The organism is Paenibacillus xylanexedens (genome assembly GCF_001908275.1).
Classification (GTDB): domain Bacteria; phylum Bacillota; class Bacilli; order Paenibacillales; family Paenibacillaceae; genus Paenibacillus; species Paenibacillus xylanexedens_A.
This window is the reverse complement of record NZ_CP018620.1, coordinates 1021989-1040935: the sequence shown is the minus strand read 5'-3', so window position 1 is coordinate 1040935 and position 18947 is coordinate 1021989. Positions and strand designations below refer to the sequence as shown.

Below are 18947 nucleotides of genomic sequence, written 5' to 3'. Positions count from 1 at the left end.
TGCGCAGAACCATATTCTGATAGGCAGATTTCCTGCTTGACCCTGACGTTAACTCGAGGGTTTAGACTGGCTTCAGGAGGGGATTAGCATGAGTATGTCAACTGAACATGTAACCAAGAAACGACGCAGCAGTGGAATAGCCATTATTGGAATGAGTTGGTTAACGATGACATTGGGTCTGTTTTTTGCTACACTCGCAGGGGAGTTTGTCAGCACTATTGGTGCTGCTGATTGGATGGTTCATCTCACCCAAGCTGTTGTCATTATTAGTATCGTCTTGCCCGTACTATTCGTCATTCGAAGACACTTCCATATGAAGTCCGTTCTTCTTCCTCTGACAGGAAAAAGCATAATTCACTTGCTCTTTGGCGCATTATTTGCCACTTCTCTGGCCTTCATCGGGTTGGCGATAGCAAGTATGAACAACTGGATTACGATTACGGAGTGGCACTTCTCAGCCGAGCTGTTCCTTGCGGTCGTACTTAATAGTTGTATTGCTTTCTTGTACGAAGCTTTGCCAGAGGAACTATCCATGCGAGGCATGGTCTATGATGGATTACGCTTCAGACTGCGACTTCCTGTGTTTTTCGCTTATGTAACTCAAACCATACTCTTTCTGCTGGTTCCAATGAGTGTCAGCCTATTGCAAGAGCTCGTCGGTATGGATGCCGGAAACCGGATAACCTTGGATTATATGATCCTGCTCTTGACCTATGGTATTACGTTACAGCTTCTGCGCAGTTTGACCGGATCTTTATGGGCCTCCATCGGATTTCATATCGCTTACCTGGAAGTAGCCCGATTCGTTGTTATGCCAGGTGATAGACCGGCATTGTTAAACTATACCGCGCAAGATAACGGGTTGGCCGAAATATTTATTTTGTATATGATGATAATCTTCGTCGGTGGGATCATTCTGGCGGTGCTCAATGCATGGCGCTGGTGGAGAATACATAAATCATGAGGGAGGGATCTGCCAGTTGTATACCGTTGGACAACTATCCAAACATACCGGAGTATCCATCCGAACACTGCATTATTATGAGAAGCTGGGTTTACTGCGACCGGTCCGTAATGAGAACAATCAGTATCGCTTATATGGTGAAAAGGATATTTTACGGCTTCAGCAGATTACCATTCTGAAGAAAATGCATTTTAAATTGAATGAGATTGGAGAATTCCTCGATCAGGATGCTGCTCGCTCTGAACCAGAGAGTACCCTTACTTTATGGAATCATACGTTGGAACAACAACTGGCCGTCGTTAAGGAACAGCAGGAGAGATTAAGCAAGGTCGAGCATCTTCTTTTTTCAACCCTATATGCCATCAGAGCCTCCGGTACAATCAGTCTGGATGAGATGCTGGGTTTCATCCGTGAACTGGATCAGCCTCCGGGCAGGTTCCGTCAAGATGTTTTTACACCTGAAGAAATGGAATCGTTACCTCTGAATAATAAGAACAATTCATTATCAATGGAATGGGCCGATATTCTTAAAGATGTTCATACATGCAAGATGGAACCTCCAGATTCCGAAGCCTCACGGTTACTGGCCATCCGAATCTCTGATTATGCTGAAAGGGCTTTTCAAGGGAATGTAGAATTGGCAGAAAAATATTGGGATTATATCACCCCAGGGGATGATCGGTCAGCTCGTGTATATGGTATGACAACGGAAACCATGCGTTACATCGAAATGATCCTGGACCGATGGACAGTCCAGAATCCTGATGATCAACAATAAGAGCCACTTCGAAAAGTGGCCCTTGATCCATTCCCTCGTTATGCTTCGTTACGCTTCTTCCCAGAAGCGACGCAGGTTGTCCATGGCGATTTTGGATGCGGATTTGCATTCCTCCATGCCCTCGAACTCCACCGTAATGTTGCCATCATAGCCGGAGTCTTTGATCAGCTTTACAATTTTACGAATTGGAATGTCACCTTGTCCAACGATGGCCCCTCGCAGGAAGTTACCGTAGGCTGTCGTGAACCATTCACCCTCACCCGGATGCTCATCATAAGGACGGAAGTAAAAATCTTTGAAGTGGACCAGAGAAGCGTACGGCAGATTTTTCATGACACCGATGATCGGATTCTCATCCACACACATGAAGTTGCCAATATCAAGTGTTGTTTTGAAATTCGGACGATCTACAGCATGCAGAACACGCTGCACCCGATCACTCGCCTGCACACTGAAGCCGTGATTTTCAATGGTTGTCGTGATGCCAAACTGCGCGGCATAGTCCGCAATGATCTGGCTTCCCCGCACCATCAGAGGCAGATGTTCCTCGAACCAGGCGATGGTCATCTTCTCCTTTGGCAGGGTAAACGCCGTGACGTCATGCCGCAGATGTTTTACACCCATCCGGTGTACCACATCCACATGTCTTTTGACCCGAGCCATCTCTTCTTCAAACGCCTCTTCCGTCTCCTGCACGAAGTTCGCTGGCAGCGAGTAGTTGGACAGTTCAATACCCGCAGTCGCTGCCCGTTCCCGAATCGCATCCGCCAGATCATGATTATCCTCCACGGTATAACCGTAAGGCACCATCTCCATATGCTCGCCGCCGTTCGCCGCAATCCAGTCGATCACATCCAGCACCGTCATCTCACCCGAATTCAAATCGTTCAACAAACTATACGTGCTCAGGCCCACTTTCATCTGCTCAGCTCCCTATCGATATTGTTGGATAAATTGAACCGCCTTGCGAATATCCTCCTCCGGCTGATGACCAACCTCGCGTTCAATCGTCAGATAACCGGTGTAACCAATCTCCTGAAGCGCTGCAAAGTATCCGTCAAAGTCAACGCCACCTTCGCCCAGCGGCACCTCACGGAAGAACGTTCCGGATGAGACCATTTCGGCAATCTTATCGTGATCCATAGGGGCATAACCGACCGCTCCGTATACGTCTCGTGGGTCAACTTCCTTCAGCCGCACACCATCCTTCACATGAGTATGTACGATGTAATCCTTGAGTAGATGAACGCCCCGCGCCGGATCATCTCCGGTCACCATTACCATATTCGCCGGGTCAAAATTCACCGATACTCCGTTGGTCGACAGCGTATCCAGGAATCCTTTTAAGTCAGCAGCCGTCTCCGGTCCTGTCTCAATGGCAAAGTATGCGCCAACACTTTTGGCATATTGACCCAGTTCCTCACAAGCAGCATGCAGCGTAGCGTAGACTTCCGATGAAGGGTCATGTGGGACAATGCCGATATGCGTAGTGACAATGTTGGTGCCCAGATCGAGGGCCAGATCCACGATCCGTTTTGACTTCTCTACTTTCCACGGATTATCTGCCTTGACTTGGAACCCATGTCCACCCAGGTCACCGACCAGTGCTGAAATTTCAAGACCCAGAGAATCGATGTAACTCTTTAACTCTTTGCGCGCCGCAGGTGACAAATTTTCAGGGTCCATCTCTCCCTTGACGGCATAGATCTGCACACCTTCTGCACCCACGTCTTTGGCTTTGTTCAACCCTTCCCGTACACCTACGCCAAAACTATCCACGATGACACCAATCTTATTCGTTAATTTCATGTCATACCTCCTGTGATTGAATGAGTAACTCTACGTTCTCATGTAAATGTAAGGTTCGACTCATTACTGATATCAACAAGTTTCACCGACTTGATCTCATACGGTTTAAAGGCCAATTCGAATGTGCCGTTTGGACAAACCAACGGATGGATCTCATCCTCCAGCAGATTAATGATGGACGCTTTGATTTCCTTTTCAGCCCACTGAACCTGCACCGTTTCCCGACCTCCTGATGATTCGTAGAAACGCAGCACCGTTCCCGAGCCATCTTCTGCAGCCTTAATGGCATCCAGAATGACATGCTCACTGTGGAACCGAACCCAAGTATGTTCACCTGGCAAGTGACCCGAAGATGGACTCGCAGCAACAACCTCCACCGGATGATTAAGCTCCATCGCCCGGCGAACCACGGCGGCTTGTCGCCAATCTCCCTGATGAGGCATGATCGAATACGTGAATTCATGATCGCCTTGATCGGCATGTTCATCCGGCCATTTCGGGGCACGAAGCAGGGACAGGCGGATCGTCCGATCCTTGATGTCATACCCGTACTTGCAATCATTCAGCAAACTCACACCGCTGTTACCCTCCGAGATATCCGCCCAACGATGTCCACAGACCTCGAACTGCGCCTGCTCCCAACTGGTGTTGTTATGAGTTGGACGCTCCAACGCTCCAAACGGGATTTCATAGGCTGCTTTGGCTGCCACCAGATCCACCGGAAATGCCACCTTGAGCAGCTTATGACTCTCCTTCCAGTTCACTTTTGTATGGAAGTCAACACGCCGCTGGTGACGATGCAAAATGATATCCTGGCTAATCTCCGATTGATTCAGCTTCCAGACCAAACGCAGTACATCTCGCGTAGCCCCGCGCTGTACAACCTCTCTGGAGATCAACTGCACCGAACCTGCTCGCTGGGATTCAAATCGTGGATCGATATCCCAAGCATCCCAGTACGTCGGTTTGTCGCGGAAAAACTGCCACTCATTCGCCCGATCACCGGGCTTCAGCCAGTCACGTCCTACCGTTTTGTCATACCATCGGGTGATCTCTCCCAAGTCATTGAACTCAAGGGTATAGAATTCGGTTTCCCATGTGGAAGGGAAGCGTTCTTCTTCCCTTAATGGAAGGATAACATCCGATGCCTCGCGCAGCCATATGGTTGTATACCCAAAAGCAGGAATCGACGGAACATGCACGAGCAGCGTATACTGGTCTTCCTTTTGTTCAAGATCACAGGCCAGACGGTTCCCTTGACGATCAAATGCAGCCACCCCGGCGAGGTGGGCATCCCCTGTAATGGTGATATTCTCTCCACGTTCCCAGCCAAGGCTGTTGAATATAATGTAGGGAAGACCATCCACTTCATCTGTTGCAATGTTCTCCGCAAGGGTATCCAGCGTTTCCCGCAGTGCGGATGTACCTAATGCAAATACTTTCGTGTATTCCTCGGTGGACGTTACGTAAACTTCTGGAATCGACGTTCCCGGAATAATGTCATGGAATTGGTTGAGCATAATCAACTTCCAGCCTTCATCCAGATCATTCTTCGTGTGCGCGCCGTAAGCCCCGGCAAATTGCCCCCAGATCTCCGCTTCCCGATACAATACCTCTGCCTTACGGTTGCTACGTTTGTTCCTCGCATGAGTTGTATACGTTCCGCGATGCAGTTCCAGATACAAGTCCCCGTGCCATTTCGGCAACGTCGGATTATTTAATGATATGTCTTCAAAAAAAGCCCCTGCTGTGCTGAATTTGCTGATTGGCTGTCCAACCATCAAATGGGAACGCTCCGCAAACTCCACCATCTCATTCGTCACACCGCCACCACCATCGCCATGTCCGTAAAGCAACATTTGCTCAGGGTGCACATCCTTTTGTTTAAATGATTGCCAATGTTCATCCACATCTTTGGGACGCGTATGTTCATTCACCCCATGGTTCAGATACGCAAGCACGGAAGTGCCATCTATGCCTACCCAGTCGAAGAGGTCATACGGAAACGCATTGGTATCATTCCAATTCAACTTGGTGGTCATAAAATAAGGAATATCCGCGAGCTTCAGCATCTGCGGCAAGGAAGCACAGTAACCAAAGGTATCCGGCAGCCACTCGATGTTGGAGCGTTTGCCAAACTCCGCCTGGTAGAAGTTCTGTCCATACAGGATCTGCCGAACCAACGACTCGCCACTCGGAATATTCAGATCCGGCTCCACCCACATGCCTCCAACCAATTCCCAGCGTCCTTCGGCAATGCGTGCTTTTACTCGCTCATACAACTCCGGGTAATGATCCTTCACGAAGGCATACAACTGCGGCTGGCTCTGGGAATACACAAAATCCGGGTACGTGTCCATCAAAGTGCACATGGTCGAAAACGTGCGACTGGACTTGCGAACTGTCTCACGTACAGGCCACAGCCAGGCAATATCAATGTGGGATTGTCCAACCAAATGCATAAAGCCACTTCGATATTCCTCCGGGTCTTCCTGCTGTACCGACTGTGCTAATGCATATTCGAAGTTCTGTATCCAGGCTGCATCACTCCAGCGTTCCGGGTCATTGTACATGTTATCCATCACCTGATGAATGGCCTGAACAAGTGCCATCCGCTTGGGCTCCTTCTCGTTATATGCCCGGAGGGACTCGGCGAGTACCGTCACGCTGTACATCAGGCTCTGCAGTGGCTGATATACATGAACCAATGCTGCCCGAATGCCCTGAATAGGCGGCTGAATAACAGCTTGTCGGTTGAGTGGATCATGCGGCTCTGGAATTGGATCGTAGAGTTCGATCTCCAACTGCGGCGTATTGCCTACCCGACTTCGCGGAAGGGGTACGAATCCGTGATTTCGATCCAGTCCGTGATAAGGCATGCCATTCACCTTCAGCAGCCCTTCTCCTCCAGCCTCGAAGACCAGCCCAACAGCTCGATCCTCCCAACTGTCCGGAATCTCCACACATTTGCTCAGAAAATACGTCGTTCCATGTACGCTGTTCAGCGGATTCAAGCTTTGTATGGCCTTGTCTGCCTGTTCGTACTCGTATTCCCCTGGCCGAATGTATCTGGCCCTCTGCATCTCCCACGCCGGAAGCTCGATCGTATCCAGCCATTGCCGCTGTTTCAGATCTTCGATGAATCGCTGAATTCGAATCATACCTCCACCCCCACCTTCTGGATATGCAGACTGCAAGCGTTCCAGTCAGCCGAATTGCGGCCAACCATGAGCCTGAATTCACCCGGTTCTACGACAGACTGGAGACGAGAGTCGATGAGTGCGAGATGTTCTTTTTGCACAGGGAATGTAACGGTCTGGGTCTGTCCTGGCTTCAGATGAATTTTACGAAAACCCTTAAGTGACATTTCAGCCCGCGTAACCGAAGCCGACACATCCGTGATGTACAACTGCACAACCTCGCTTCCCTCAACTACTCCGGTATTCGTGACTTCAACCATCACCTGAGCTTCATCGTCCAGGCCGATGATTTCTGGCATCACTCTTACATTCTCGTATTTGAATTTGGTATAGCTCAGTCCATATCCGAAAGGATACTGCGGCGCCAGATCCATCTCCAGATACCGCTTGCCACGAGTGCGTTTGGCATGATAATAGACCGGAAGTTGCCCAACATGCTTGGGAATGGAGACGGTAAGGCGGCCAGATGGATTCACATCGCCAAACAGAATATCTGCGATAGCGTTACCACCTTCCTGCCCGGGGTACCACGCTTCCACAATGGCATGGACATGCTCATCAATCCAAGGTTCAGCAATGGGGCGGCCGTTGATATAGACGACGATAACGGGTTTTCCCAGCTTATGTACCTCCTGCACCAGCTCCAATTGAACACCCATGAGATTCAGGGAAGCCCGGTCAATGCCCTCGCCACACTCCATGTCGTTCCATGGATAATCGGTTACCACAGACGCACCTGTCCGCAAGTCGATCGTACCTTCACCAAAATCGCGGGCGCTGGAACCACCCATCACCATCACGATGACATCGGCCTGTTCCGCACAGGCGAGTGCTTGTGCAAAGCCCTCTCTGGAATCGCCTTTAATCCGGCAGCCGGGTGCGTACAGCACCTGACCCGAATCCGCACCAAGCTTGCGTATAATGCCATCCAGTACGGTGACGATCTGCTCTCTCGGCTGTGGCGAGGTATAGTCTCCAAGCTGGTTATAGATATGGTTCGCGTTCGGACCAATGACAGCTAGCTTTGGACCTGTTTTGGCAAGCGGAAGAGTATTTCCCTCATTTTTCAGTAAAACAATCCCCTCTTGTGCAACTTCCCTCGCCAGCTGTGTATGGTCTTCACATCCGATGACCTGTTCTGCAAAGTCAGGATCTACGAAAGGTTGTTCAAACAGACCAAGTCTGAATTTCATCTCCAGCACTCGCCACACAGCCAAGTCCAGATCCTTCTCTTCGATCATTCCCTGCTCCAACGCCTGACCGAGATGTTTGCGGTACATGTACCCGGACATCTCCATATCCACTCCTGCTTGAAGGGACTGTGCCACCGCCTGCTCCCCGTTCTCGGCGGTGTTATGTCCATGGACCAGCATCTGAATAGCACCAAAATCAGTAATGACAAATCCATCAAAACCCCACTGCTCCCGCAGAAGATCATTCAGCAGATACGTGCTGGACGTGCAGGGTACGCCATCAATCTCGTTATATGCGGTCATCACGGAGCAAGCCCCGGCTTCCACTGCCTTTTTGAACGGCAACAGATCTATTTCATGTAATTCACGTAAGCCCATATGAACTGGAGCAGCATTGCGCCCACCCTCCGAGCTGCCATAAGCCGCAAAATGCTTAAGTGTAGCGACAATCGTCTGGTTGGAATCAAGGCGGTCACCCTGCAGTCCCTTCATCGCTTCTACTGCAAATTCACCGATTAAGTAGGGATCTTCGGCAAAACATTCCTCCGTCCGTCCCCATCTCGGGTCACGTACGACATCAAGCACCGGGGAATACGTTGCCGCTCCCCCCTGACTCCGGGTCTCCACAGCGATGGCTTCACACATCTTGCGGTATAACTCCATATTCCACGTACTTCCCACCATTAACGGTACCGGAAAAACTGTTGCCCCGATCGCCATATGCCCGTGGGAACACTCTTCCCCAAACAAAATGGGTATGCCCAGCCGGGAATGCTCCATGGCATACTGCTGAATGACATTTGTGGCAACGGCTCCCTGCCGTGGAGTAAGCCCCGTTTCCAGTGTCACTTCGGTCCATGGATCGGCCCGAAGCACACCGTACAGAGAACCGACACCCCCCTGTTCCATGTACGCTTTGAACTCTTCCGTCACCTGTACTGTACCATCAGCTGCTTTATCATACGTCTTCCATCCCATCGGCTGAATGAGTTGTCCAATTTTCTCTGCCATTGTCATCCGTCCGATCAGATCCTGAACCCGCTCCTGAATGGGAAGCGAAGCATCTTTATAGTCCATATGCACATTCTCCTTATGCGTTCGGAATTAGTTAGGCGGGTGCACTTACATCACATGGCTTTGCGGTAGTCACTTGGTGCCACACCCACCACGTTTTTGAAAGCCCGGTTGAAGGAATTATAGTTTGTGTATCCCACTTCCTCACTGATCTCCTGAATAGCCTTATCGGTCTCCTGCATGAGCAGCTTGGCTTTTTCGATACGATGACTAATGAGCAGATCCACAAACTTCTCCCCAATCTCATCCTTGAAAAGCTTGCTCAGATACTTCGGATTAATATCGAATAGATCACTAAGGTAGTTCAGTGACAGATCAGGATTGTTGTAATGCTCTTCGATGTATTTGCGAATCTCCAGAATATGTGATCTGTGTTTTCGGGAACAATGCAGCGTCTGCATCTGCAGCGCCAGTTCCCTGAACCCTTCCCAACACAGCTTACGCAGGTCATCTAAGGTCTCCCAGCCCTCAAGCCTTGGGAGAAGCGGGGTGAATATAGCGGCCCACGAATCCTGGTACTCCCGTGGAAGTTCGGCGAATTCCCGATTGTAATGTTGGAATAACAATTGGATCGTATTCATAATCTCCTGACGGGACAGAACGGACTCACCGATTTGTTCAAACAGTCTTTCAAAATGCTTTTCCCAGACATCGTCCGATAAACGCATCGCCTGTACCAACAGTGAGATGGTCTTCAGGAACTCATACACATCATTGGTCGAATTCGGCACATCACTACACGGAATGATGCGATTTATCCCCATTACAGCCTTGTACTCCAGCGCGTGTACAGCTTCTTTCAATGAAGCTCTCAACCCCCGAATATCGACAGCAACCCGACCAACACCAATGGTCACGGTGAAGTTCAGATACTGATCGATTCTGTCCAGATAACCAGCAAGCAATCGATGCTCAGTCTCCTCGGCCTGTTCCATGTCCGGAATCCAGAGGATGGCGTACAGACGCTGATCGGAGATCCATTCAGCCCATACTTCCGTTCCTTCATGACGCGCACTCTCCTGCAGGATACTGGATAACACAAATTTCAAGAGGGATTGGTCCTGATCATGATACTCCGTCACAAATGCATCATACCGATCCATTTCAACTACCATGACGGCCCAATGATGCTCTAGCTCAGGCAGTTTGAACTTCTTCATCTCCGCTGTCAGCTCCGTGCTCGTAAAGTCTCGTGTGCCCTCCAGCAACTCCTGAAAGAACATTTTTTTCTGCAAAATCAGATTCTCTTCGTGCTCCTCCTGATATTGCCTCGTCTGATCAATCATGCGTTCCAGCGTTGTATGGATGAATCGAAACTCATTCTCCTTGCCATAGCCCAGCCCCGATTGCTTCTGCGAAGAGACGGTCTGAATTAACGTGACAATTTGCTGAATCGGCTTGTAGTTTCTGCGGGTAACATAGATCACCCACACCACACCAATCAACACAACCACTACAGCAAAGGCAAACCAGATATTATAAAATTGCAGCGTCCATTTGACGATTTTTCCATTGTTGAGACCTGTCTGCACCTTCCAACCACTATAACTCGACGTAAATTCGGAGAAGACTTCTCCCGACGTGGTTTTAGTAGAAGCTGCAACCCCTCCTGGCATGCTGCTATCCCACAGATTGCCGCCCGAACGGTTGAAGATGTTCACAAACGTAAATTCCGGATCATACATCTGCATAATGGATTTCCTCAGGGTACTCAGGTCCACATTTGTCACCACAAGTCCTTTGCCGTTTCCTACACTTCGCACAATCGTAATCACCTGCTCCGTCGCTTGCGAAGGAAAAGCTCGGAACGCTCGTGCCCCTGCCCACTTCTGTTCATCCCTTGACCGGCTATCTGCAATAAAGTCTGCATCCGGGAACTCTTCAATCGGAACAGCCTTCCCGTTACTGAAGACCGTGCCATCCCCGTATCGAACGAGATAAATTGAATCAATCAGCGGATACTCTATTTTCAATTCATCAACCACCTGGACCGCCTGAATGCCGGCATACACATCATCGCTGCCAGATACCGAGAAATAATTCTTCAAGTTAGGGTTGGTCAAAATCTCACGCAGTACCTTGAAGTCGATGGAACGTAGGGAGTTGTCCAGATATTGCGTAACCTGTGAGGCCAGAAATTCATTGGCCTTGAGCGCTTCTCTACGGTTCTGTTCATTGAACACTTGAAAGAAAATGAAGAATAGAATGGTCGTCACAATAAAGAAAACAGGCAGATACGATAACAGCAAACGTCTAAACCAATTGTTGTTCATCTCCGAGATCCCCCCACCGTTACTGTTCATGCTGAATGACGACAAACATCTGTGCTGATCGCTAATTTTCCATAAACATTCAGTACATTATATCGGATGACGTGGGGTTGTCATAGGAGAAGACCGTCCCGGTCACGGGTGACAGACGGGACAGCCTCTATATTGAATCCTTCAATTATTGATTCTTCTCAATAGCACGCTGGTAGATCTCAAGGTAATTACTCAGTCCGAGACCATCGAAGCCTTTGACATACGAATCCCATTCCTTATCAATGCTCTTGCTGCCAATAATGAACTGTGCCATATTCGTCTGCACATAATCCTTGATGGCCGTAGTCAGTTGTGCAGCTGATTCCGTATCCTCTGGACGAATAAATACGTTCGCAGGGTATACTTCTTTGGGTGCATAAGGTTCATACACATTGGTAGCTTGAGCCAGACGTGTACCATAACCCTCTGCTTCTAGAGGATTCTGTCCTTCCGCAAACAGATTACGGAATGTGTTGGATAAGTCATGCGCTCCGATCTGTGACCAGCTCTCGTTCACAACAACGTTCGGATCACGCTCAGGCAGGTTGTAGTAGCTGTATTTGGCCGGCTCGCCATTGATGTTTTTCTCATCGTTATCTGCCTTCTTCCAGCCTTTGCCTTCAGTTGGTCCATACTCCGCGTACAGCGCACCTTCTTCACTGAACATGTAGTCTACAATTTTGATAGCGGCAATCTGCTGTGCTTCTGTCGCTTTGTTGGTGATGGCAAACTCAAACTCACCTACGCTCTGCGTGGCGCCTGTCGTCTGCACTCCATCTGGTCCTTTCAATGGAGGAACGATCTCCCAGTGCTGGTGACGGGTGATATCTTTGTCATAAGTATTCACGAGATAACTGACCAGCGCCGTTGTAATGGAGCCGACCACTTCATCGCCTTCCTTGTTCCCCAGCTGTCCAATCGCCTGATCATTCTGTGTAAAGGAAGCCGGATCAATCAGGCCATCTGCATAGAGCTTGTTCATGTACTCCAGCCCTTTCTTCCAGCCTTCCTGATTGGCGGCAAAACTCACCTTGCCATCGTTCACGATCAGATATTTGTCGTTATCATTGTATATAAAACTATTCATCAGGTAGGCATCAATATTGCCATTCCATACATACTTGTTCGGTGCGCCCGTGAGTGGAATCTCGTCCGCTTTCCCGTTACCGTTTGGATCTTGTGTCTTAAACGCCTTCAGAACGGTGTACAGTTCATCAGTTGTGGTTGGCATTTTCAGACCCAGATTATCGAGCCATTCCGTGTTGATCCAGTATTTCTGTGCATACGTACAGTGGTAACATTCATTGAAGATAGGCAGCGCATAGATGTTGCCGTCCGGTGCCGTAATGGCTTCTTTGAAGTATGGTTTCTCTTCCATAATCTTGGTCAGATTCGGACCATACTTCTGAATCAGATCTTGTAGCGGAAGGAACACGCCCTGTTTTCCATAGGTTTGAAGGTCTGAGGTGGTGAACTTGCCGTGAAGAAACACTTCGGGATAATCACCACTGGCCAGCAGTAATTGTCTACGATCCTGCAAGGCGTCCGTTGGGGCCAGATCCCATTTTAGGGTAACGTCGAACTTGTCTTCGATAAATTGGGTGAATTCATTCTCTTCCATGGACGCTTTGCCTTGCGGAGCAAAGAGGGTCATGGTTACAGGACCGCCGCTCTCCCCGCTACCGTCGCTACTTCCACCCGACTCCTCGGATGAACTGCATGCGGACAACAAAGCCACCGAAGCAAAGACCAGAAACAACATCGAAATCCAAGATTTTCTCAATCTGACTCCTCCTTTTTGTTCATAACGGCAAATTATTGACTTGTACTGCACGTTTATAAAATCTACCCCGGAAGCCGGCGTGTTCCTTCCACCTCCTTTCAAGAGGCAACCGGGCTTAACTCACAAGGATTAACCTTTCAGGGAACCAACCATGACCCCTTTAACAAAATGCTTCTGTACAAATGGATACATGATCAGAATTGGAATACTCGCCACAACGATCAGTGCATATTTCAACACCTGCTCGAACCCTTGGTCCCGCATCTGTTGGCTGGTATTGGCGAGCATCGCCGGATCAGCCGCGTTCAGGATGAGCAGATTGCGAAGCACGTATTGTAAAGGGAACAACTTCTCGGAACGCAGGTAGATCAGTGCATCAAAGTACGCATTCCAGTGACCTACGGCATACATGAGTGTCATGACCGCCAGAATGGGCTTTGATAAGGGAAGAACCACGCTGATCAGATACCGGATATCCCGGCAACCGTCCATTTCCGCGGCCTCCCCGAGTTCTTCCGGAATGGAAGATTGGAAGAAAGTCCTTGCCACGATGACCTGGAATACTGCGAGCGCCCCAGGCAGCCACATCGCCCAACGTGTATCGAGCAGGTGCAAATCCTTCATCAAGAGGTAGGTGGGAATCAGACCGCCATCAAAGAACATCGTGATCATCATGAAAATGATGATGGCCCCTCGTCCATAGAACGATTTGCGTGACAAAGGATATGCCAGCATGACGGTCAGCACTACGTTAATGAACGTGCCCACCACGGTGTAGATGATCGTGTTATAGAAACCGAGCATAAGCTGTTGGCTTTTGAAAATGGAGATGTACGCCTTGATGTTAAAGTCGACCGGGAACAGCCACACCTGACCGGATGTCACGGCTCGTGAAGAGCTGAACGAAGAACTGATGATATACAAGAGCGGGTAAAACACCGTTAGCAGTATGGCGAACAGAAAAATATAGTTGAATGTCATGAAAATGCGGTCACCGAGTGGGTCCTTGATCCGGTTACGATTAATCAGGTTGAACATGGATAAGCTCCTCCTTTACCACAAGCTGTTCTGGGATACTTTACGCGATATGCCGTTGACGATAACCAGCAGGATCAGGTTGATAATGGAGTTGAAGAATCCTACTGCCGAGGAGAAGCTGAAATTTGCCCCGATCAGACCCACCTTGTACACATACGTGGAGATGACCTCCGAAGCGCTTGTGTTGAGCGGATTCTGCATCAGGTATATTTTCTCAAAGCCCACGCCCATAATGCTGCCCAGACTCAGAATCAGCATGATAACGGTGACTGGAACCAGCGATGGGAGGTCGATGTGCCATATTTTCCGAAGCCTTGATGCGCCGTCCATCTTTGCTGCTTCATAGAGAGATGGATCAACACCAGCAAGAGCTGCGATATATATAATTGATGAATATCCCATGCCCTGCCACACACCTGACCAGACATAGATCGATTTGAAGTATTCCGGAATGCCCATGAAGTTGGTCATCGGGAAGCCGAGCAGTGTGAACAGCTTGTCTACTACGCCCACATGCGGGGAGAGCATCAGAATGATAATGGATACCATAACAACCGTTGAGATAAAATGCGGAGCGTAAGTGACCATCTGCACGGTCTTCTTGAAGTAACCCGTTCGAATCTCATTCAGCGCCAGCGCCAGCAAGATGGGAATAGGGAAACCTGCGATTAAGGAATAAAAGCTGATGCCTATCGTGTTTTTGATTAACAGCCAGAAGTTTGGAGATTGGAAGAAGGCTTCAAAATGTTTGAATCCGACCCACGGGCTTCCCCAGATTCCTTTGACTACACTGAAGTCCTTGAAGGCGATCTGGACACCCACCATAGGGATGTACTTGAAGATCAACAGATACAACACCGGGGGCAGCACGAGCAGGTAGAGCTCCCAGTGTTTCTTGAGGCTTTTGATGAATGGATGCTGCCGCTTGGGCTCCACATGTTTCCTCTGCTGGAGTTCCATCTTGGCGGGTATGCTTTCCGTAGCTCGACTCATTTGCGTCACTCCTTCTACACCTCAAGTGTAATAATACATTACATTCAAATCCCTTAAACATCCTTTTTTCTGTTCATAGTTCCTTGTTAAACAAATATGATGTAAACATTCATATCAGGTAGCGCTTTCTTTATTTGATAGTACATCGCACAGTAAACTTTTATCAATTTGCAATTTTCTCCGACTTCTCTTTATTCCATAAATCCTTGTGTGGCAAGCGATTGTGAGCCGTTTCTGTCGGGAATTGTATTCCTTATGTATAAGTAAAAAAATCCCGGAGGCTGTGATATCTCCCCCGGAATTGACATGGCGTTCTATGTGGTTCTATGCGCTTGTGACCAATCTGAACGTGTATGTGATCGGAGCTGCACTGGTTGTAGCCGATTGTGGCAGTTCCACGAGAAGTCCATCTTCCGTCTGCTGATACGAAAGTACGTCATCGCTACCAATAAGTTCGATACGCTCTACCTTTTCCAGATAAGGAATGGTTAACTGTGGTTGTACGGTCTCATTCTCGTTTCGGTATAAACGGAAAGCATATACGGTGTTGATCTCTTCCTTCTGCGTGAAAGCCCAATCTTTCGTAAAATACGGCCCGCATATCCGGGTTCCATAGACACCTTCTCCGTGAGTACCCAGCCATTCACCGAGGCCCTTGATGCCTCGAATTGCCCCTTTTGGCAGACGGCCATCGGGTTGTGGTCCTATATTCAGCGCCAGGTTACCGCCCTTGGACACGACTTCGAGTAGAATATGTGCCAGCTGTCTTCCCGTTTTATACTGATCATCGAATCCGAAGGCAAAGGAGTTCCCCACGGTAATACAGCTCTCCCATGGAATGTTCATCGGATGTTCCGGTATGGTCTGCTCGGGGGTAACGATATTCTCATACGGTCCACCGACGGTGCGATCTGCGGACAGGAGCCAAGGCTGTGTGGTCTGACGCGCCCGTTCCACGACTTCTCCAAGCCTAATATCCTGACCGTGACGACCTTCGCGCACCCAACCGGCATCCAGCCACAGACATTCGATTCGCCCGTAATTGGTCAGCAGTTCCATGATCTGCTCATGTGTGAACTCCACAAATTTCTCCCACAACCATGGATACTTATGGGGATCATACGAAGGGCCGCGCCACATATGACGTCCACGCTCCATGCCCGGTGCCCAGTAATACGGGGTATGCCAGTCCGCTTTGGAGAAATACGCTGAGATGCCGAGTCCTTTCGCCCGAAAAGCGTCAAACAGTGCTCGACAGATGTCCGCATACTTATGGGTATGAAAAAGCGTGTCCTTACCCGTAATCCGGTAATCCGTCGTCTTGGTATCCCACATGCAGAAACCGTCATGGTGCTTGGTGGTGAACAGGAAGTATTTGAACCCGTTATCTGCCGCCATTTGTGCCCATTCCTCAGGCTGGAAGCGAATCGGATTGAAGGTTTTGTTCAGATCGAAATATTCCCGCTTGAAGTCTTCCATGTCATCCGTCCAGTCGATGTCATCACGCGACCAATCGCCGTCCTCGTCGCTCAGCGCCCAGGATTCCACGAGGCCAAGCTGAGAATACGGCCCCCAGTGCATCATCAGCCCCAGCTTCTGGTCCTTGAACCACTCTAGCCGCTCATTCAGCAGCGGATCTTCCGGTTTGATCCACTCTTCCTCTTTGCTAAAATTGTGCACCCCGGCTTCGACGATCTGCTCTTCCTGCTCCAGTACGGTTTCTTTGGTTTCGCTCATCCTGTTTCATCTCCTCTGGATTGGATAAAAGATAAACCATGCATGTTACGCCTGGTCACTCCGAGTGCAGTACCATCTTTCGATCGCTGTTATCCCCTGATTTCTCTTATTTCACTTTATAATTGTTGGAAATCCGTTGATAAAGGCGAGCGCTTCGCTTCTTCAGATTGGTTCTGCCCTCTCCGTTTTGGCGTAAACGCTTAGTTTAACTATTAAGGGCGTAGGTAACTTTGTTATTTCGAGTGCGGTGCCATCTTCAATTACTATGAAACCCTTATTTCCCTCATTTCTATAGGGAAATCCACGGGCAGAGAGCGAGCGCTTCGTTGTTTTGGATTAGTTCTGCACTCACCATTTTGGTGTAAACGGTAAGTATTATAGGACGTCTCTTCAACTTCAGTTTAGGAAGATATACGATGATGGATGTCCGCGCGTTTATAACGTCTCGAAATCCAAGTGGTTGATCCTGGCGAATGGGTAGAGAATTTTCTAAGGAATTCAGGGCGTCTTATTTAGCCTTTTGGTCCTCTTTTTAAATTGTAAGGAACATCAGACACGTTATTTCCCGAAATTAGCTGATAAAAACGCTGTAAACTGCTGTTAATTCTCATATAGCGTGTCTCAGGTTTCTTAGATTTCTACTGGTGCTTCAGAGCCTTAAATAAGACGCCTCAGATTCGTTAGCGCTCGCTCCATGCTCTGCTCCAATCGCGGGACGAGAGGACGAATCCATACCCGCCCGGAGCGAGCTTTTCATTGAAAGGGAGCGAAATGCTCATAACTTTCAATGCCACGGGAGTAGTAAAGTATCAACTTGGAGCAACTCCGTACTGCAAAGCCCCTTTTATAGTGTGATTTCGCGGCCCTGACGGGCTGATTCGTAAATGGCGCAGAGCATTTTCATTACCTCGACGCCGTCTTCGACGGGACTAAGTGTTTCTTTGCGGCCCTGCGTGCTATCTATAAAATGGTTGATTTCGTTGCGGAACGATCCCATAAAATCGAATGATTTGAAATCCACCTGTGGAGTCATGTTCAAAATGGTGTTGAATTTCTCGCCAATAATCGAAATTTCCGGCTCCAACTCGGCACCGCCCTTGTCGCCATATAGTTTGACCGAAGTCTCATCCGCTTTGGCATGGAGCGTGAAGCTGACATCCACGAGCAGGCTCGCACCGTTCTCGAAACGGATCAGGGCATTTGCCATATCCTCAACGGTGTTCTGTTCTGCGTCGTAGTCGGCTGCTTTGTAGAACGACAGATTGTTAATGTTCGAGCGGTTCCCCAATCGGTTAGACACGTTAGCGGAGACGGATTTCACCTTCGGTCTGCCCATCAGATACCAGCAAATGTCGATCACATGCACCCCGATATCGATCAGCGGACCCCCGCCGGAACGGTTGATATCCGAGAACCAGCCACCCGGATTGCCCAGACGACGCAGACTGGAGGCTTTGGCATAATAGATCTCGCCCAGTTCACCCTCATCGATGAACTTCTTCAGAATTTGTGCATTGTCGCTATAGCGGCGAACAAAACCAACTTGCAGCAGCTTTCCGCTGCGATGAACGGCCTTCTCTACTTCGAGGGCATCCTCCACGGTTTGGCAGAGCGGTTTCTCACACAGCACGTTTTTGCCCGCGTCCAGGGCAGCAATACTAATCTCCGCATGGGAGTCGTTCCATGTGCAGATGCTGACGGAATGAATCTCGGGCAGTGCGAGCAATTCTTTGTAATCGGTAAACACATGAGGTGCATCATATTGCTTTGCCACTTCTGCGGCACGTTCTGCATTCAGGTCGCAGATGGCGTATATTTCAACGTCCGGATTACTGGCGTAGGCTTGCAAATGGCAATCGGATATTGATCCGGCACCGATAACGGCGACTTTCAATTTGGACATAGTGCTGATTCCTCCATAAATAAAATAATTGACGTCCAGCAGGTAGACGTTCCGGTTGCGAATCGTTCTTCCGATCGCTCTTACCCCCAGATTTCTTTAATCCCCTTTTTCCAAAGGGGGAAATCCGGTGATAAAGGCGAACTCTTCGTTTCTTCAGAATCGATTTCGCCCC

At 49.1% G+C, this 18947-nt stretch carries 12 protein-coding genes; 2 read left to right on the top strand and 10 right to left on the bottom strand.

Annotation, left to right across the window (positions count from 1 at the left end):
- The first annotated feature begins 88 nt into the window (after positions 1–88).
- A complete protein-coding gene (locus tag BS614_RS04635) occupies positions 89–964 on the top strand; it encodes a CPBP family glutamic-type intramembrane protease (RefSeq protein ID WP_074093083.1) in 876 nt (291 codons plus the stop codon).
- A 16-nt stretch (positions 965–980) separates the two neighbouring features.
- Complete coding sequence (locus tag BS614_RS04630; RefSeq protein ID WP_074093082.1) at positions 981–1742, top strand: MerR family transcriptional regulator; 762 nt, start codon at positions 981–983, stop codon at positions 1740–1742.
- Positions 1743–1790: 48 nt separating this feature from the next.
- Here BS614_RS04630 and BS614_RS04625 read toward each other — a convergent pair whose 3' ends face one another.
- The 10 genes from BS614_RS04625 to BS614_RS04580 all read right to left on the bottom strand — a co-directional run bounded on the left by BS614_RS04625 (position 1791) and on the right by BS614_RS04580 (position 18775).
- Complete coding sequence (locus tag BS614_RS04625; protein WP_074093081.1) at positions 1791–2663, bottom strand: sugar phosphate isomerase/epimerase family protein; 873 nt, start codon at positions 2661–2663, stop codon at positions 1791–1793.
- 12 nt (positions 2664–2675) lie between these two features.
- Positions 2676–3551: a sugar phosphate isomerase/epimerase family protein gene (locus BS614_RS04620; RefSeq protein ID WP_074093080.1), complete on the bottom strand. Its 876-nt coding sequence runs from the start codon at positions 3549–3551 to the stop codon at positions 2676–2678.
- Between the two features lie 38 nt (positions 3552–3589).
- A complete protein-coding gene (locus BS614_RS04615; RefSeq protein WP_074093079.1) occupies positions 3590–6712 on the bottom strand; it encodes an alpha-mannosidase in 3123 nt (1040 codons plus the stop codon).
- Positions 6709–9021 (bottom strand): glycoside hydrolase family 3 N-terminal domain-containing protein, encoded by a 2313-nt coding sequence (locus BS614_RS04610; protein ID WP_074093078.1) that lies wholly within the window; start codon positions 9019–9021, stop codon positions 6709–6711. The genes BS614_RS04615 and BS614_RS04610 overlap by 4 nt, the downstream gene beginning before the upstream one ends.
- Before the next feature lie 50 nt (positions 9022–9071).
- Positions 9072–11291 (bottom strand): helix-turn-helix domain-containing protein, encoded by a 2220-nt coding sequence (locus BS614_RS04605; protein ID WP_074093077.1) that lies wholly within the window; start codon positions 11289–11291, stop codon positions 9072–9074.
- A gap of 175 nt (positions 11292–11466) precedes the next feature.
- Positions 11467–13104, bottom strand: a complete 1638-nt coding sequence (locus tag BS614_RS04600) for a type 2 periplasmic-binding domain-containing protein (RefSeq protein WP_084174395.1) — start codon at positions 13102–13104, stop codon at positions 11467–11469.
- A gap of 129 nt (positions 13105–13233) precedes the next feature.
- Positions 13234–14142, bottom strand: coding sequence for a carbohydrate ABC transporter permease (locus tag BS614_RS04595; RefSeq protein WP_017691189.1), 909 nt, complete (start codon positions 14140–14142; stop codon positions 13234–13236).
- A 15-nt stretch (positions 14143–14157) separates the two neighbouring features.
- Positions 14158–15135 (bottom strand): ABC transporter permease, encoded by a 978-nt coding sequence (locus BS614_RS04590; RefSeq protein ID WP_074093076.1) that lies wholly within the window; start codon positions 15133–15135, stop codon positions 14158–14160.
- A gap of 324 nt (positions 15136–15459) precedes the next feature.
- Positions 15460–16872, bottom strand: coding sequence for an alpha-L-fucosidase (locus BS614_RS04585; RefSeq protein ID WP_074093075.1), 1413 nt, complete (start codon positions 16870–16872; stop codon positions 15460–15462).
- An 844-nt stretch (positions 16873–17716) separates the two neighbouring features.
- Entirely contained in the window at positions 17717–18775 is a 1059-nt protein-coding gene (locus BS614_RS04580) for a Gfo/Idh/MocA family protein (protein ID WP_074093074.1), read from the bottom strand.
- Between the last annotated feature and the right edge of the window lie 172 nt (positions 18776–18947).

Excerpts from the sequence above, each read along its gene's own strand:
- BS614_RS04635 (WP_074093083.1), top strand. The coding sequence starts at position 89 with ATGAGTATGTCAACTGAACATGTAACCAAGAAACGACGCAGCAGTGGA.
- BS614_RS04625 (WP_074093081.1), bottom strand. The coding sequence starts at position 2,663 with ATGAAAGTGGGCCTGAGCACGTATAGTTTGTTGAACGATTTGAATTCG.
- BS614_RS04620 (WP_074093080.1), bottom strand. The coding sequence starts at position 3,551 with ATGAAATTAACGAATAAGATTGGTGTCATCGTGGATAGTTTTGGCGTA.
- BS614_RS04615 (WP_074093079.1), bottom strand. The coding sequence starts at position 6,712 with ATGATTCGAATTCAGCGATTCATCGAAGATCTGAAACAGCGGCAATGG.
- BS614_RS04610 (WP_074093078.1), bottom strand. The coding sequence starts at position 9,021 with ATGGACTATAAAGATGCTTCGCTTCCCATTCAGGAGCGGGTTCAGGAT.
- BS614_RS04605 (WP_074093077.1), bottom strand. The coding sequence starts at position 11,291 with ATGAACAACAATTGGTTTAGACGTTTGCTGTTATCGTATCTGCCTGTT.
- BS614_RS04595 (WP_017691189.1), bottom strand. The coding sequence starts at position 14,142 with ATGTTCAACCTGATTAATCGTAACCGGATCAAGGACCCACTCGGTGAC.
- BS614_RS04590 (WP_074093076.1), bottom strand. The coding sequence starts at position 15,135 with ATGAGTCGAGCTACGGAAAGCATACCCGCCAAGATGGAACTCCAGCAG.
- BS614_RS04585 (WP_074093075.1), bottom strand. The coding sequence starts at position 16,872 with ATGAGCGAAACCAAAGAAACCGTACTGGAGCAGGAAGAGCAGATCGTC.
- BS614_RS04580 (WP_074093074.1), bottom strand. The coding sequence starts at position 18,775 with ATGTCCAAATTGAAAGTCGCCGTTATCGGTGCCGGATCAATATCCGAT.